This window comes from Gluconobacter sp. OJB (assembly GCF_039638275.1).
Taxonomy (GTDB): Bacteria; Pseudomonadota; Alphaproteobacteria; order Acetobacterales; family Acetobacteraceae; genus Gluconobacter; species Gluconobacter cerevisiae.
Map to the genome: position 1 here is coordinate 753,783 of NZ_JBDIWH010000001.1, position 16,460 is coordinate 770,242.

The 16,460-nt window shown below is 60.8% G+C and carries 15 protein-coding genes; 9 read left to right on the plus strand and 6 right to left on the minus strand.

Annotation, left to right across the window (positions count from 1 at the left end):
- Positions 1-23: 23 nt before the first annotated feature.
- A complete protein-coding gene (locus ABDK74_RS03425) occupies positions 24-1,079 on the minus strand; it encodes a polyprenyl synthetase family protein (RefSeq protein ID WP_346002723.1) in 1,056 nt (351 codons plus the stop codon).
- Between the two features lie 149 nt (positions 1,080-1,228).
- On the opposite strand from ABDK74_RS03425, the gene ABDK74_RS03430 reads away from it, so the two are divergent.
- On the plus strand, positions 1,229-2,095 hold the full coding sequence (locus tag ABDK74_RS03430) for a methyltransferase (protein WP_346002724.1): 867 nt from the start codon (positions 1,229-1,231) through the stop codon (positions 2,093-2,095).
- On the opposite strand, the gene ABDK74_RS03435 is transcribed toward ABDK74_RS03430, so the two are convergent.
- Together ABDK74_RS03435 and ABDK74_RS03440 are read right to left on the minus strand one after the other, a co-directional pair.
- Entirely contained in the window at positions 2,092-3,111 is a 1,020-nt protein-coding gene (locus ABDK74_RS03435; protein ID WP_194255169.1) for a ribonucleotide-diphosphate reductase subunit beta, read from the minus strand. The genes ABDK74_RS03430 and ABDK74_RS03435 overlap by 4 nt on opposite strands.
- A 25-nt stretch (positions 3,112-3,136) precedes the next feature.
- Positions 3,137-5,113 carry a ribonucleoside-diphosphate reductase subunit alpha gene (locus ABDK74_RS03440; protein ID WP_346002725.1) on the minus strand — a complete coding sequence of 659 codons (1,977 nt, stop codon included), beginning with the start codon at positions 5,111-5,113 and terminating at the stop codon, positions 3,137-3,139.
- Between the two features lie 339 nt (positions 5,114-5,452).
- Between ABDK74_RS03440 and ABDK74_RS03445 the strand changes: the two genes are divergently transcribed.
- Entirely contained in the window at positions 5,453-5,884 is a 432-nt protein-coding gene (locus tag ABDK74_RS03445; protein ID WP_194255171.1) for an OsmC family protein, read from the plus strand.
- Between the two features lie 24 nt (positions 5,885-5,908).
- On the opposite strand, the gene aroC is transcribed toward ABDK74_RS03445, so the two are convergent.
- Both aroC and fabI read right to left on the minus strand, forming a co-directional pair.
- Positions 5,909-6,991: a chorismate synthase gene (gene aroC / locus ABDK74_RS03450; protein ID WP_346002726.1), complete on the minus strand. Its 1,083-nt coding sequence runs from the start codon at positions 6,989-6,991 to the stop codon at positions 5,909-5,911.
- Between the two features lies 1 nt (position 6,992).
- A complete protein-coding gene (gene fabI, locus ABDK74_RS03455; RefSeq protein WP_346002727.1) occupies positions 6,993-7,844 on the minus strand; it encodes an enoyl-ACP reductase FabI in 852 nt (283 codons plus the stop codon).
- Between the two features lie 399 nt (positions 7,845-8,243).
- On the opposite strand from fabI, the gene pdxH reads away from it, so the two are divergent.
- The 7 genes from pdxH to ABDK74_RS03490 all read left to right on the plus strand — a co-directional run bounded on the left by pdxH (position 8,244) and on the right by ABDK74_RS03490 (position 14,924).
- Entirely contained in the window at positions 8,244-8,846 is a 603-nt protein-coding gene (pdxH, locus tag ABDK74_RS03460; RefSeq protein ID WP_346002728.1) for a pyridoxamine 5'-phosphate oxidase, read from the plus strand.
- A 47-nt stretch (positions 8,847-8,893) separates the two neighbouring features.
- The gene (locus ABDK74_RS03465; protein ID WP_194255175.1) at positions 8,894-9,778 is read left to right on the plus strand and encodes a universal stress protein; all 885 of its coding nucleotides are present in this window, start codon (positions 8,894-8,896) and stop codon (positions 9,776-9,778) included.
- A gap of 47 nt (positions 9,779-9,825) precedes the next feature.
- A complete protein-coding gene (locus ABDK74_RS03470; RefSeq protein WP_346002729.1) occupies positions 9,826-10,554 on the plus strand; it encodes a polysaccharide lyase family 7 protein in 729 nt (242 codons plus the stop codon).
- A gap of 64 nt (positions 10,555-10,618) precedes the next feature.
- Complete coding sequence (locus tag ABDK74_RS03475; protein WP_346002730.1) at positions 10,619-12,484, plus strand: glycosyltransferase N-terminal domain-containing protein; 1,866 nt, start codon at positions 10,619-10,621, stop codon at positions 12,482-12,484.
- A complete protein-coding gene (lpxK, locus tag ABDK74_RS03480) occupies positions 12,481-13,464 on the plus strand; it encodes a tetraacyldisaccharide 4'-kinase (protein ID WP_346002731.1) in 984 nt (327 codons plus the stop codon). Before ABDK74_RS03475 ends, lpxK begins: the two co-directional genes overlap by 4 nt.
- A complete protein-coding gene (locus ABDK74_RS03485) occupies positions 13,461-14,369 on the plus strand; it encodes a lysophospholipid acyltransferase family protein (RefSeq protein ID WP_346002732.1) in 909 nt (302 codons plus the stop codon). The genes lpxK and ABDK74_RS03485 overlap by 4 nt, the downstream gene beginning before the upstream one ends.
- A 171-nt stretch (positions 14,370-14,540) precedes the next feature.
- Positions 14,541-14,924 (plus strand): hypothetical protein, encoded by a 384-nt coding sequence (locus tag ABDK74_RS03490; RefSeq protein WP_194255180.1) that lies wholly within the window; start codon positions 14,541-14,543, stop codon positions 14,922-14,924.
- Between the two features lie 86 nt (positions 14,925-15,010).
- Here the strand turns inward: ABDK74_RS03490 and ABDK74_RS03495 are convergent, their stop codons facing one another.
- Positions 15,011-16,315 carry a penicillin-binding protein activator gene (locus tag ABDK74_RS03495; protein WP_346002733.1) on the minus strand — a complete coding sequence of 435 codons (1,305 nt, stop codon included), beginning with the start codon at positions 16,313-16,315 and terminating at the stop codon, positions 15,011-15,013.
- Between the last annotated feature and the right edge of the window lie 145 nt (positions 16,316-16,460).

A 16,460-nucleotide genomic window follows, 5' to 3' on the forward strand; every position in this document is an offset into this window, starting at 1 on the left:
TCGAAAGCAGGAGCTAACGCGCCTCAGCGGGCGCGGTCGACGGTATACTGGACCGTCTCGGCCATCAGACGCCGCAGCTCACTGTCCGGGAAAATGGACAGCGCTTCGACGGCCTCGGCAGCGTAAACCCGTGCACGGGCAATGGTCGTGGCAATGGCACCTGTCTTCTCGATCAGGGCCAGCGCGTGCGGCAGATCGGCATCCGTCTGCTCGCCCTTCTCAATAACACGCTCCCAGAAGGCCCGATCTTCAGGTGAGCCGGCTTCATAAGCTGCCAGAACCGGGAGCGTGATCTTGCCTTCACGCATGTCGTCGCCAACGGTCTTGCCCAAAATCTGCTGATCGGCAGCATAATCGAGTGCATCGTCAACAAGCTGGAATGCCATGCCCAGATTGGTCCCGAAACGGTCCAGCGCCACTTCTTCCGCTTCTGGACGATCGGCAACGACCGCTCCAACACGGCAGGCCGCTGCGAACAGCGCCGCCGTCTTGCCGTGAATGACTTCCAGATAACGCTCGACCGGCGTGGAGAGGTCGTTCTGCGTCACCATCTGAAGGACTTCGCCCTCGGCAATCGTCGCCGAGGCATCGGACAGGATCGCCATGACCTTGAGCGAACCATCCGCCGTCATCAACTGGAACGAGCGTGCGAACAGGAAGTCGCCCACCAGAACGGACGCCTTGTTACCAAAGACCGCATTGGCCGACGCCAGACCACGACGCAGATTGCTTTCATCGACCACGTCATCGTGAAGCAGCGTTGCGGTATGGATGAACTCCACACAGGCTGCCAGACCGACATGGCGCTGGTTTTCCGGAGTCGACTGATAACCACACAGGCGGGAGGCGGCGAGCGTCAGCAGGGGCCGCAGGCGCTTGCCGCCTGCTGCAACAAGATGGGCGCCAAGCTGCGGGATGAGTGGGACGGGGCTTTCCATCCGCGCAATGATGGCGCGGTTGCAGGCCTGCATGTCCTGTTCCAGATAGGCGGACAGAGCGGAAAGGGCGCTCTCGCTCCCTGCATCCCTGAGCACAGCTTTATCAACGGTCGCAGAAACGTCCGGTGCGGCAGAATCCAAGGGTCATTACTCCAGTTCCCGCAACGGCTCCGGGGGCTGGCCCAGGAGCGCACGGGCACGATATGATGTGGCGTAGCCCGTTCTTTCTCTCCTGTCGCGACAAGAACGAACGGACCATGTAACGCCGGACGACAGGTTGGAGAGACCATATGAGCGGCAGCAGGAAGACGGTCAACCCATTGCCCCCTCCGAACATCTTTTCCGGCCATGCATTTTCCGGTTCCGGTCCGGCCCGCGAAGAAGGATCGCTGCTGGGAGGACGCGTGCGCTACGACCAGTTCACCGAAGGTTACAGAACCGGTCTGGAACCTGTTCTCATGGCGGCCTCCATCCCGGCAAAAGACGGCGAGACGGTTCTGGAAGCCGGATGTGGGGTTGGTGCCGCCTTACTCTGCCTCACCGCGCGTCTTTCGGGCGTCCGTGGAGTCGGGCTGGAAGCCGACCCCGAAACCCTCGCACTGGCCCAACGCAATATCCAGGCCAATGCCTCTCCCGATGGTGAAATGCGGCTTCAAGTCTTTCAGGCCCACCTGCCCGACATCCCCAAAAGCCTGCGTGCCCTCACCCCGACTGCAAACGGTCGCTTTCATCATGTGATGGCCAATCCGCCCTGGCATAGCCCGCACGGCACACTCTCTCCCGACAATCGACGCCGCCTTGCCCTCAGTGCGGAGACGACCGCACCAGAAGACTGGGCCCGCGCCCTGACGAAGTGGGTTCTTCCGGGCGGAACGCTGACATTTGTCCTCTCGGCCGCAAGTGCGGACAGAATCTGTCGAACTTTACTGGAAAATGGATGTGGCTCGATCCAGCTTTATCCCTTTTGGCCACGAGCGGGCCGCGAGGCGAAGCTGGTTTTGGTCCGCGCCGTGCATGGCGGCCGGGGAATCTTCCGGCTTAGGGCCGGACTGGTTCTGCATGAAGCAGACGGTCGTTTCACCGCCGCCGCAGAACGCGTCCTGAGAGACGGAGAAGCCCTGCCAGAAAGTCAGGGCCTTTCCGGACCCCGTTTTTAGCTGAAAACGTTGCCTTCAAACGCTTCTTCCCAAGTGCCGGACGTAGAAGCACGGGAATATTCGGTTGAACGGTTTTCGAAGAAGTTGGCATGTTCGACGGCATTCAGCATATCGTCGATCCACGGCAGCGGATTGCTTTCCTGCCCATAGACCGGGTCCAGACCAAGCTGTGTCAGGCGGCGATCGGCAATGAAGCGGATATACGCCTTCACATCGTCGGATGACATGCCCTCGACCGGGCCCATCTCGAATGCCAGATCGATAAACGCATCCTCATGCTCGACCGTCGTGCGGCAGACCTGCGTGAGTTCCTCGCGGAAATCAGCCGTCCACAGTTCAGGATTCTCGCGGATGAACGTGCGGAACAGGCGGATCATGGACAGGCAGTGCAGCGTCTCGTCACGCACTGACCAGGACACGATCTGCCCCATGCCCTTGAGTTTGTTGAAACGCGGGAAGTTCAGCAGGATCGCGAAGGACGCGAAAAGCTGGAGGCCTTCCATGAACGCCCCGAAAGCTGCCATCGTCTTGGCGATTTCACGCTTATTGTCGATATTGAACGACTGCATGAAATCGTATTTGTCCTTCATCTCCTTGTACTTCAGGAAGGCCGAATACTCGGTCTCGGGCATCCCGATGGTGTCAAGAAGATGGGAATATGCAGCGATGTGAATCGTCTCGATATTGGAGAACGACGACAGCATCATCAGCACTTCGGTCGGTTTGAAAACCTGACTGTAATACTTCATGTACGCGGAATTCACTTCCACGTCGGCCTGCGTGAAGAAACGGAAAATCTGCGTGACGAGATGCTGCTCGGCCACGGTCAGCGTCCGGTGCCAGTCCTTCACGTCATCGGCCAACGGCACTTCTTCGGGCAGCCAGTGGACGCGCTGCTGGGTCAGCCAGGCATCATAGGCCCAAGGGTACCGGAAGGGCTTATAGACCGGGTTGGCAGTCATCAGGTCGAAATGCTGCTCAGCCTGATTTCCGGTCGTCGGAGTTGTGTCGCTCATGATCGCGTCCTTTCACATCCCGCCATTACTGGCAGGACAGGCACTCTTCGTAATCGCCGCTGCTCATCTCGCCACGCGGGGCGGCCTGGGCGGTGGCTTCGTATTTCTCGTCTTCCAGAATGTCGCTCTTTACCGCCAGTGTGGACACCGCATCGGCGCGCTGCACGGACAGGGAGCGGCAATAATAGAGAGACTTCAAACCCTTCTTCCAGGCCTGAAAATGGATCTGATGCAGGTCGCGCTTGTGTACATCTGCTGGGAGGAACAGATTGACCGACTGCGCCTGACAGATGAACGGTGCACGGTCGGCGGCATGTTCCACGACCCAGCGCTGGTCGAGTTCGAACGCCGTCTTGAACACGTCTTTCTCATCCTGCGTCAGGAAGTCGAGGTTCTGCACGGACCCCTTGTTCAGGGTGATCGCAGACCAGACTTCGTCCGTATCGTAACCGCGCTCTTCCAGAATCGTTTTCAGATGCCGGTTGCGCACCGAGAACGAACCCGAAAGCGTCTTCTGCAGGAAGACGTTGGCACTGATCGGTTCAATACCGGGGCTGGCATTGCCTGTGATGATCGAAATCGACGCCGTCGGCGCGATGGCGAGCTTGTGCGAAAAGCGCTCCATGAAGCCGTATTCTTCGGCATCCGGGCACGGACCACGCACTTCCGCCAGATGCTTCGACGCAGCGTCAGCCTGTTTGCGGATATATTCAAAAATCTTCCGGTTCCAGACCTTCGCCATCACGGACTCGAACGGAATCATCCGGGCCTGAAGGAAGGAGTGGAACCCCATCACGCCCAGTCCGACCGAACGCTCACGGGCAGCCGCGTATTTGGCACGCGCCATGTCATCCGGAGCGCGGTCGATGAAGTCTTGCAACACGTTGTCGAGGAACAGCATGACGTCCTCGATGAACTGCGGATCATCCTTCCACTCGTCCCAGGTCTCAAGATTGAGCGAGGACAGGCAGCAGACTGCCGTGCGGTTCTTGCCGTGATGGTCGATGCCGGTCGGCAGGGTGATTTCGGCGCAGAGATTGGATGTCTTCACTTCCAGCCCGGCCAGCTTGTGATGCTCCGGACGGGCGCGGTTCACATGGTCGGAATAGATGATGTAGGGCTCGCCCTGCTCCATCCGCGCCGTCAGGATGCGGATCCACAGACCGCGCGCCGAGACCTTGCGGATCGTGCTGTGATCCTTCGGTGACAGCAGCGCCCATTCCTCATCTGCCTCGACCGCACGCATGAATGCATCCGTCACGAGAATACCGTGATGCAGGTTCAGCGCCTTGCGGTTCGGATCACCACCCGTCGGGCGGCGCATCTCGACGAATTCTTCCACTTCCGGATGCCAGACCGGCAGATACACAGCCGCCGAGCCACGACGGAGCGACCCCTGCGAAATCGCCAGCGTCAGGCTGTCCATCACGCGGATGAAGGGAATGACGCCGGATGTCTTGCCGTTGCGACCAATATTCTCGCCGATCGAACGCAGATTGCCCCAGTAGGACCCGATGCCGCCGCCCTTGGACGCCAGCCAGACGTTCTCGTTCCAGAGCCCCACGATTCCCGAAAGGCTGTCCTCGGCCTCGTTCAGGAAGCAGGAAATCGGCAGTCCACGCTCGGTTCCGCCGTTGGACAGAACGGGCGTGGCCGGCATGAACCAGTGGCGGGAAATATAGTCATAGATTCGCTGCGCATGGCCCGCATCGGCGCCGTAATAGGAAGCCACACGTGCGAAAAGCGACTGATAGTCCTCGCCCGGAAGCAGGTAGCGGTTGTTCAGAGTCGCCTTGCCGAAATCCGTCAGCAGGGAATCGCGCGAGCGATCCACCCGCACGGCATGATGGCCGGGAAGCTGCACCACATCATCGAACATATCCGCAGAATTGGCATCTCCGGGAATCGGCGTCTCGCCCACGGGATGGTCGGAAAGCGGGCGCACGTCATGCGGTCGGTCGGACTGATCGGACACGTCCATCGTCACGTCATGAAGGGTCATTCGCTCTCTCCGCAGGGCATCTATTTTCGAAATCTTGAGCACTCATTTCCATCACTCCGAACCCGATCGCAAGCACGAAGTTCGCTTGCAAAATCGAAAGAGCTGTGAATTTGAACCATCCCATATCTAGGGAAGGAATTCGTTAATGCCCCTAGATATAGTGCTGATCGCAGAAAACTGCCCCTATCGGACTGTTATCCCAAGAGTTTTCCTCTAACGGGTTTTTCGGGTGTGTGATACCGGTCACAGAGTTGGGAAATTTCGTGAACATCGCGTCGGGCAACGATCCGAAGGGCATCGCGTTTGAGGTTCGAAACCCACATTGCGAAAGAACTCATCATGACGATCAAGAAATCAGCTTCGGCCCATTGGAGTGGCGGTCTCAAGGACGGCAAAGGCACGATTTCCACCCAGAGCGGCGCCCTGCACGATCAGCCTTACGGCTTCAACACCCGCTTCGACGACAAGCCCGGCACGAACCCCGAGGAACTGCTTGGCGCGGCTCATGCAGGCTGTTTCACCATGGCGCTGTCCATGATGCTCGAACAGGCTGGCTTCAAAGCCGAGTCACTGGAAACGAAAGCGACCATCTCGCTGGACAAGTCCGGCGAAGGCTTTGCCATCACCCAGTCTCATCTCACGTTACGCGGCAAGGTTCCGGGCGCGTCCGAAACCGAGTTCCTCGACATTGCGAACAAGGCCAAGGCCGGCTGTCCGCTGTCACAGGTCATCAAGGCGAACATCACGCTGGATGCCACGCTCGAACACTAAAACGTCGCTTGTGCTGGCCGGGGTCTAACGACCCCAGCCGCATTGCGCATGATCGCGCAGAAGATGATCGGCCAGCACACAGGCCATCATCGCTTCGGCCACGGGAACGGCGCGGATGCCAATACAGGGATCATGCCGCCCCTTGGTCATCACTTCGACAGACTCGCCATCGCGCGTGATGCTGGGAACGGGCATGAGGATCGAACTGGTCGGTTTGATCGCAAAACGCGCCACGATGGGCTGCCCTGTTGAAATGCCGCCCAGAATGCCACCGGCATGGTTGGATGCGAACTGCGGCCCCGGCGTGATCGGATCAGCATTCTGCTCGCCGCGAAGGGCAGCCACGGCAAAACCATCCCCGATCTCGACACCCTTGACGCCGTTGATGCCCATCATGGCGCCCGCCAGATCGGCATCGAGCTTGCCATAGACCGGCGCGCCGAGTCCGGCTGGCAGACCTTCCGCCACGACTTCAACGGTCGCACCGATGGAGGATCCATCCTTACGAACGGAGTCGAGCAGAGCCTCCCACGACACCACCGAACCCGCATCCGGGCACCAGAGCGGATTACGCTCGACTTCGTCCCAGTCCCAGCGGGATGGATCAATGGTCTGACCGCCGATCCCCGTCAGGGCGGCGCGGATTTTCACGCCTTCGCCTACCAGCACCTTCAGCAACACACGCGCCACGGCACCCGCTGCAACGCGCATGGCCGTCTCGCGCGCCGAGGAGCGCCCACCCCCGCGATAATCGCGGATGCCGTATTTCATGTCATAGGCAATGTCGGCATGACCAGGGCGATACCGGGTTGCGATATCGCCGTAATCTTTCGACCGCTGATCGGTATTTTCGATCATCAGCGAAATGGGCGTGCCGGTCGTCTGGCCTTCAAACACACCCGACAGGATGCGGACCTGATCCGCCTCCCGGCGCTGCGTGGTAAAACGGGACTGCCCCGGCCGACGACGGTCGAGCCAGGGTTGGATGTCCTCTTCGGACAGCTTCAGGCGGGGTGGGCAGCCATCAATGACGCAACCTATGGCCGGTCCATGACTCTCACCCCAGGTGGTAACGCGAAAAAGCTTCCCGAAGCTGTTGTCCGACATGTCAGGTCCCGGAGCCGACCGCTGCGATGTCCGGGGCATCCGGGTTCTTCATGCCGACCGTGTGGTAGCCGCAGTCCACATGATGGATCTCGCCCGTCACGCCGCTGGAGAGGTCGGAGAGCAGATACATGCCCGAACCGCCAACATCCTTGAGGGTTACGTTACGCTCCATTGGAGCATTGAGCTGGTTCCAACGCAGGATATAGCGGAAATCGCTGATCCCGTTGGCGGCCAGCGTCATGATCGGACCAGCAGAGATACCGTTGACGCGGATATCGTCACGACCCAGATCAGCAGCCATGTAGCGGACGGAGGCTTCCAGAGCCGCCTTGGCCACGCCCATCACGTTATAGTGCGGCATGACGCGCTCGGCGCCGAGATAGGTCATGCTCAGGAAAGAGCCGCCCGGATTCATCATGGCAGACGCACGACGGGCGACGGCCACGAAGGAATAACAGGAAATGTCCATGGCCTGCAGGAAAGCATCGCGCGGCGTGTCGATATAGCGGCCACGAAGATACTGCTTGTCGGCGAAGGCGATGGCGTGGAGCACGAAATCGATCTTGCCCCAGACCTTCTCGATCTCGTCAAACGTGGTGTTGATGGCGTCGTCGTCGCTGACGTCACAGGAAATGACGAGTTCGGACCCGACACTCTCGGCCAGCGGACGGACGCGCTTGCCCAGCGCCTCGCCCTGATAGGTGAAAGCAAGTTCCGCACCCTGTGCCGCGCAGGCACTGGCAATGGCCCAGGCAATCGAGTGCTTGTTGGCAACACCCATGATCACACCGCGCTTGCCCTTCATGAGGGTTCCGGTCACGGGGGCCGGGATATTGTCTTCCGTTTCAGACATGGTGATTTCCTGAATCGCGTTGGCGTATTGAGGGTCGTGGTTGCACAAGCGCCCGTTACAGACAAGACTTTGCGACGATTGCCCGGTTTTTTGCCTTCTGACAGGACATTAAGGCATCACTCCGGCGGACAGAAACTTCCTGGCCGTTTTCAGGAACAGGACGTCCTTTCAGTCATTCAGATACCGCTACCGGATATTGAAGCCATGGGTTTTCCCCACAACAGGAATGCGCCTGACGCAACCCTGCTGCGTTACTATCCCGTAGCGAAGAAGGGGTTTGAAACGCCCCTTCAACGGCGGCGAGATAGCTGCGAGGCGTCAGTCGCGTTATGATTACAAATAAAGCCGCCCGGTCCTGCACCGGTTCGTCATGCCGACCTCTTTTCCCAGGAGCCTCCGATGTCCGATCTCCCTCTGATTGATCTGAAGGCCGATCCCTTCGCCCTGTTCGCAACCTGGATGTCGGATGCCGAAGCCGCCGAGCCGAACGATCCCAACGCCATGGCCGTCGCCACCTCCACCCCGGATGGCCGTCCGTCCGTCCGGATGCTGCTGCTCAAGGGCATGGATGAGCGGGGCTTTGTTTTCTACACCAATCTAAACAGCCGCAAGGGCGGCGAACTGCGCGCCAATCCGCACGCCGCGCTGCTGTTTCACTGGAAATCCATCCGCCGTCAGGTCCGGATCGAAGGTCCGGTCGAAGCTGTTACCGCTGCCGAAGCCGATGCCTATTTCGCAAGCCGCTCCCGCATGTCGCGCCTTGGCGCCATCGCTTCCGACCAGTCGCGCCCGCTTGACGCGCGCAGCACGTTCGAGGAACGCCTGAGAGCCGCAGACGAAAAATACAGCGATGCCCCGATCCCCCGCCCCGCGAACTGGTCAGGTTTCCGCGTTCTGCCCGAGGCCATCGAATTCTGGCAGGACCGTCCCTATCGCCTGCATGATCGTGCCGTGTGGACGCGTGATGGAAACCAATGGAACGTCACACGACTTTATCCGTAAATACATCATAACGACGTCACAAAATTACGGCCGGGGAGCCTTCGCCCATGCTTATCGACATCAAGAACATCCTTCTCCCCCTGAACGGCACCTATGAGCTGGACGCCGTCATGTCGGTCGCGCTGGATTTCGCGCGCCGGTTCGATGCTCATCTGTCCGCTGTCGTGGTTGGTTCGGACCCGTCCGAAGTCGCAACGCTGGCCGGCGAAGGCATTTCGGCGAGTATGGTCAATGAAATGATCGACACGGCCATGACTGAGTCCCATCGCCGGGCGATCAAAATCCGCAGGGCTTTTGATGCTTTCATTCACGAGCATGGCATTCGTCGCATCGAGCCCTCACGGATCGGTTCTTCGGCTGGAGAAGGCGTCAGTGCGAGCCTCGACGTCCTTAACGGGACCGAGCACGATTCCCTCACCTGGCGCTCGCGTCTGGCCGACATGACTCTGGTCCCGAATCTTGCCAAGGACGGAGACCCGCGCGCATCCGAAACGCTTCATGCCATCCTGTTCGACAGCGGACGTCCTCTGCTGATTGCACCGCCGTCTCCGCCAAAGTCTGTCGGCAGGCGGATCGCCATTGCCTGGAACGGAACACCAGAGGCTTCGCTGGCCCTGCGCTGCATCCTGCCCTGGGCCCACAAGGCCGAAGCGGTGCAGGTTCTGACCTGTCAGGACTATCAGCGTCGCGGTCCGGGTGCGGACGAGGTCGTGACCTATCTGCGGATGCACGGCATTTCCGCCACATCCCGCGAGTTTGAGGCCGTCAACAGGGACATCGGTATGGGCCTGCTGAACGCTGCCACGGAGTTTAATGCCGACATGCTCGGGATGGGGGCCTATTCCCATTCACGCCTGCGGCAGATGATTCTGGGCGGCGTCACCCGTCATATTCTGGAACACGCCCAGATCACGGTTCTCATGAGCCGCTGAACACACCTGTTGCCGCTTTCTGCCTGCTGACCTGAAGGAACCGTCCCATGTCCCTGCCCCGCCTCCTCTGCGCCACCTGCCTGACCCTCACACTGGCAGGCACCGCGCTGGTTCCCGCATCGGCCATGGACACGCATGCCCCTCCACAGGCAGGCGGCTTTACCCTTCAGGAACCGCAGGCACGCCTGAAGCTGCGCCTCGTTCCGGGCCCCACGCTCGCGACTGGCTATCGCAGCCCGTTCTATGAGCAGAACGCTGCGACAGGCGCCATCACTCTGCGGACGGACGCCCTTCAGCCTTCCATCCGTGGCCAAACGGCCCCCGCAACAGTCCTGCGCGAAGGGACGGCATGGTATTTCCAACAGACCCCGGCGGACATGACCGCCACTCTGCACATCGATACATGGCCCAGCAATCAGCACGTTATCATCGGCCAGATCCAGAGCGCGCAGGGGCCTGTCGTGCAGTTGGTCGCGGACGGCAAGCGCTCGCAGGTCACGGCCATCATTCGTAATGGCACCGAGACGCGTCGCGTCGTTGCGGGGACGATCTATCCCGACCGCAGCATCAGCTACGGTCTTTCTTCCCGGCCCGACGGAACGCTGCTGGTCGTCGTGAACGGAACCCGCAATGTATTCGCCATGCCTGCGGCCGCAACCGCCCCTGCCATGTGGTTCGAGGCCGTTGCTGGGCAGACTGGCTGGCACATGCCTTGTCATAGCGATGCGGCACGTGTGACGTTCACATCCCTTGATGTAAGGCATCCGGCGCCCTGATGGCTCGATTTTCCGAAATACCCGGTCTTTGCCGCCTGTAACGTCGCGTGCTACCCGACGCGACATGACCCTGTCTCCACGCCTGCTCCGTCTGTGGCTGGGGATCTGCCTGCGCTCGACGCGCTGGCAGGTCAGCGGCTCTCCCCGCGCGGTCGAAACGTTGCTCACGCCCGCTCAGGGAAGCGTGGTCGCTTTCTGGCACCGCTCTTTGGCGCTCAGTCCGGCCCTCTGGTTCTGGGCACGTCCGCAGCAACCCCGTCTGGCGCTCCGCTTCCTCGTTTCACGCAACCCGGATGGTGTGCTGATCGCAAAGATCGTCCGTGCCTGGGGCATTATTGGCATCCACGGATCGTCTAGCAAAAAAGGCAAAGACAAGGGTGGCGCAGCGGCGCTTCGAACAGCACTGAAAGAGATCCGAAGCGGTTCGATTGTCGGAATCACGCCCGACGGCCCACGAGGACCCGCCGAACAGGTTCAGCCCGGCGCCGTTGTCCTGTCACGCCTTGCAGGATGCGCCGTGGTGCCTCTCGGTATGGCCTGCACGAGTCTGCGCCTGCCTTCATGGGACGGTTTTGCCCTCCCGCTCCCCTTTGGACGTGGTGCGCTCATTCTGGGCGAGCCTCTGTTCCAGCCCGACGTTCCTGTTCTTCAGAACGCCCTGAACGACGTCTCCCGACAAGCCGAAAGCCTTGTACGACACCATCAGTCCGGCATGAGCGACCGTCTGTGGCGCCTAACGGGAACCCTGCTTGCCCCGGCACTGACCGTCATGCTTCGCATCCGGCTGCACAAAGGCCGTGAACTCCCAGATCGTCTGCGTGAACGTATGGGTTTGGGCAGCACCCGTCGCCCCGCAGGCCGGATTCTCTGGCTCCATGCCGCCAGTGTCGGCGAAACCCTCTGCGCCCTGCCCTTAGCCGATGCCCTGCTGGAGACCAGACCAGATCTGACGCTGCTCTTTACGACTGCCACCGTCACAGGCAGCGAAATCGTCGCGCGGCACCCACTCGCCGGGCAGCGGATCATCCATCGCTTTATTCCGCATGACGTTCCCCGCTGGCTACGGCGTTTCTTGAACCTCTGGCAGCCCGAAGGCGCGGTGTTCGTTGAAAGCGAGCTCTGGCCGGGCATTATCGCGGCCTGTTCGGACCGGAACATTCCCGTCATGCTCGTCAACGGACGCCTGTCGGACCGCTCTTCCCGCCGCTGGAACCGCCTGCAAGGCCCCGCACGACGTATGATGTCACGCCTCTCCTGGGTTGCAGCCCGCGGCCCCGAAGATGCGGCACGGTTTCGCGCTCTCGGAGCCTCTCCGGTTTACGAAGACGGCGATCTCAAACAGGATGCCCCGCCCCTTCCTTACGACGAGGCGGAATATACCCGTCTGAAGGCCCTGCTCAGGGAACGACCGGTATTCGTTGCCGCGTCCACCCATCAGGGAGAAGAAGAACTTATCCTGCAAGCCGCAGAAAGCGCCCGCAACCTTCAACCCGATCTTCTGACCATCCTTGTCCCGCGCCATCCCGCCCGTGGGGCGGAACTGGCAGAGCGTTTCAATCTCCCCCGCCGTTCCGCAGGACAGGACCCAACGCCACAGACCTCTGTCTGGCTGGCCGATACTCTAGGCGAACTTGGTCTGTTCTACAGATTGGCCGACCGCTGTTTTCTGGGCAATTCTTTGGCTGGAAACGGTGGCGGCCACAATCCGTTCGAGCCGCTGCGTCTGGGGGTTCCGACAGCAACCGGCCCGAAAATGGAGAACTGGCGGGAGGCAATGGCCGCCATTTCTGATACCATCCATATCGTGAACGATGTGGAGTGTCTGACACGATGGCTCGAATCCCCCCTCCCGCCCGTCAGGACCACGGGATTGCAGCGCTCGGTCGTGAGCGTCCTGCGAGACCGTATCCTCAGAACGGTTGAACGATGAGAGGTCGCCCACCCCGTTTCTGGCTGCATCCGAGGCGCAGCCTTACCGCCCGCCTCCTTAGGCCGTTCTCTCTCTTTGCCACGACCCTTACCCGCCGCCGCCTCAAACGACCCACGTTTCATGCTCCTGTTCCAGTCCTGTGCTGCGGCAACATCACTACGGGCGGCACAGGCAAGACTCCGCTCGCCCTCGATCTCGTGCAGCGCCTCAAAGACCGCGGTCATCATCCCCATATCCTCAGCCGGGGCCACGGCGGGCGCGAACGAGGCCCCATCGACGTCAATCCCGGACGCAGCACCGCCCGCGATGTGGGCGACGAACCACTCCTCCTCGCACAGTCCGCACCGACCTGGATCGGCGCAAACCGCGCTGAAACAGCGCGTCTCGCCGTGGGTCAGGGGGCGGACTGCTTGGTCATGGATGACGGCTTCCAGAATCCGACGCTGCACAAGACCGTCTCCATTCTGGTGGTGGACGGCATAACGGGTTTCGGCAACGGATGCGTTCTTCCTGCAGGCCCGCTGCGAGAACCTCTCCCGGACGCCCTGTCCCGCGCACAGGCCGTCGTCGTCATCGGGGAAGACAGACACAACCTGCTCCAGACATTTCCGCGGTACCTCCTGACCGCACAGGCCAGACTGGTTCCCGGACCTGAAATCCGTACTCTTCAGGGACGCAGGGTCGTGGCATTCGCGGGAATCGGGCGGCCGGAAAAATTTTTCGACATGCTGCGTGTCGCCGGCGTCACGCCCATCCGCGCCCTCCCGTTCCCCGATCATCATGCCTATACGCCCCGCGATATTCAGCGCCTTGAAGCCCTCAGCCGGGAATCGGGCACCACACTGGTCACGACTGCGAAAGATGCCGTGAAACTGCCCTTTCCATTCCGCACACAGGTGAAGGTCATCAACGTCGAACTGCTCTGGGCTGATCCGAAAGCTCCCGAACGCCTTCTCGATCTGCTGTTCAGCGCTCCATGACGTCTTTTCTGTACCGCGCGGAAACCCTGCTGATTAGCGGGCTTCTGGCTCTGATCCGCGCCCTTCCCGCAGCCGCAGCCTCAAACCTCGGAGGCGCCGTGGCTCGTACGATCGGACCAGTGCTTCCCGTCTCAAAAATAGCGGACCGGAACCTGCAACTCGCCATGCCCGAACTCGATGCCGTCGCCCGACGACGCATCGTGCGGGATTGCTGGGAAAATCTGGGCCGGACGGTTGGCGAATTCCCCCATATTGGCCGCCTGAAATACAACACGCCCTCCGGAGCGGGATGGAGCGTCGAGGGCGCAGAACATCTTGAAGCCGCGAATAAATCGGGGCGACCGGTCATTTTCTTTTCCGGCCATATCGGGAACTGGGAACTCATGCCGCCGGTCGTTGCGCGCTACGGTATGCCGTTCGCCTCCTTCTATCGGGCGGCCAGCAACCCCGGCGTCGACGGTCTGATCCACAGCCTTCGTCAGGAGGCCATGGGGCAGAACGTACCAATGTTCCCAAAAGGAGCCAAAGGCGCACGCTCGGCCCTGAAACATCTCTCCAAAGGCGGTCACCTGGGCGTTCTGGGCGATCAGAAAATGAATGACGGAATCGAGGCCTCCCTGTTCGGACGCCCCGCCATGACAGCGTCCGCCGCAGCAGTTTTCGCCCTCAGGCATGATGCTCTGATCGTCACCGGCCATGTGCGCCGTGACGGACCTGCCAGACTCGTGCTTGTGGTTGATCCGCCCTTTTCGCCGGAGAAAACGGATGATCGCGCAAAAGACGTCCTCGCCCTGACGCAGCTTTTCAACGACCGTCTCGAGTCCTGGATCCGCGAGATTCCGGGGTCCTGGCTCTGGCTGCATCGCCGCTGGGACAAATCACTGTACCGGAATATGACAACATGATGTTGAGCTATGCGTTTATAGCATGGCAGATTTGTCACAGTAGGGATGGTTTGTGTCGCAAAACCTTCTCCAGACGTTATTAAAGATTGTGAATCGTCCCTTTTGAACCCTAGCCTGAACTCATCACCACGGCCCGGGTGCCTTGCCCGGCTTTTTGATGAGGACTTCCTGATGGCGCAGGTGGCTCACCTTCACGACCTTTCTCACAGCCGCAGCACGAGCAATATCGTGCCTCTGCGACAGGGCCTGCTTCCGCGTCATCGCGAATATCTGCTGCGCTGGCTTGAAGCCGGACAGCGCATGGGTGTTTTCGATGCGGAAATTGCGGATGCGTCCCACGACGTCATCAATGTGGATGGAAGCGCGCCTGTCGATCATGTTCTGGTCTGGGTCCGTGAAAATCCCGATCCCGCTTACATGCTGCGGCCACAGGGCATGCGCTGGGTGCTGATCGACCAGATCCGCGATCATGAACTGGGCAGCTATGCCAGCTTTGAGCTTGCCCTGCATGTCATCCGCCCGGTCCTGCCGCTCGCGGAGACCTGCGCCGCCTGAACCTGCGTCAGCCTTTTCTTGATCAGACACAAAAAAAGCGCGCCACTCAGAAGAGCGGACGCGCTTTTCTTTTGAATAAGACAGTCTCAGCTCGGACGGATCGCCACATCACGAGACGCCGGAACGACAATGCGCGCGCCACCGCCACGCTGGATCTGGTAAATCGCCAGCGCCCGCGTCACATGTCCATCCGGCCGCAGGCGGAAAAGTCCGTCAACGCCCATATAACCATCAGGCCGCGTCAGGGCATCGACCGTAACGCCACCCTGCCGGATCAGGCTGCCAGCCAGAGCTGCGGCGTCATACGCAAAATCACTGACGGGTGACGGTGCCTGTTTGTAGAGGGCACGGTACTGGGCGACATAGCCTAACCGGTCATGCGCGTCGGGCGCTGCATACCAAGCACCATGTAGCGCGCCGAGTTTGCCATCAAAGGCTTTCCACAACGCCGGTCCCATGATCTGAACCTGCGACGAATCGATATGATCGGCCTGGAGCGCCGTAATGACCCGTCCGAGCTCCAGCCCCGTATCGGCCAGCACCAGAGCATCAAACGACGGCGGCGCGATCGGCGCAGGCTGTGCCGCAGGAGTCGTGCCGGAAGATGGAGTCCCTGTTCCAGTCGTCGCAGCAGCGGCATCCGGAGAGGCCTCGCCCGTCGGATCAATTGCGGACGGACCGGATGGCGTCTCTGTAACCACCGGCGCAGCGGGCTGACGTGTTTCGATAGCGGAAAGCGTTTTCAGTCCGTCATCGATGTTCTGCACATCCATTGTATGGAAGATAATTTGCGGGTCCTTCAGGCCCGCATCCCGACAGGCCCGTGCCAAGCCGTCACCCATCGCATGTCCGAAAGCGTTATCCGGCAGGAATGCTGCAAAACTTTTCCGCCCCGTCGCGCGCGCAGCATCGACCATCCGGCGGACCTGCTGCTCCGGCGTCAGTCCCATAACCCAGACGCCCGGACGGGCCTGCGTGGAGTCGCTGGTGAAGGCAAGCTCTGGCTTGCCCGCATTGATCGCAAGTGGGGCTGCAGCGGCAGTTTCAGTAGCTGTCAGAGGCCCCAGCAGAATGGCGTCGCCACGCGCAAGAGCATCTCGCACGGCCTGTTCCGTCCCGCCCGGACCATTGGTGTCATGCACGTCAAGCGCAGGCGACCCCTTAGCAGAAAGAGCCAGTTTCGCCGCATCGCGCATCCGTGTGCCGTACGACGCATTGCGCCCCGTCAGCGGCAGGATCAGCCCGACATCGTGTGCGCCCGGCCCTTCGGAAACACCCGGAATACCGCCCACACCCGGCACGGAAGACGACCCTCCGCCTGAGCAGGCGGCAAGGGTCAGGAAGGTTCCCGCAGCAAGGCCGGTGCTTACACCCTTGCGCAGACGGCTCAAGGGGCGACAATACGTCCCTGAGTTTGTCACCGAGGATGCAGATGTCCGAAAAGTCATGTTCCGCTGAAACTCCCTTGAGCGATGCGGCTGAAACGTTACCGGCCGCCCCCCTGCCAGCACAGGGCCAGGCCGAAGGTGGATGTCT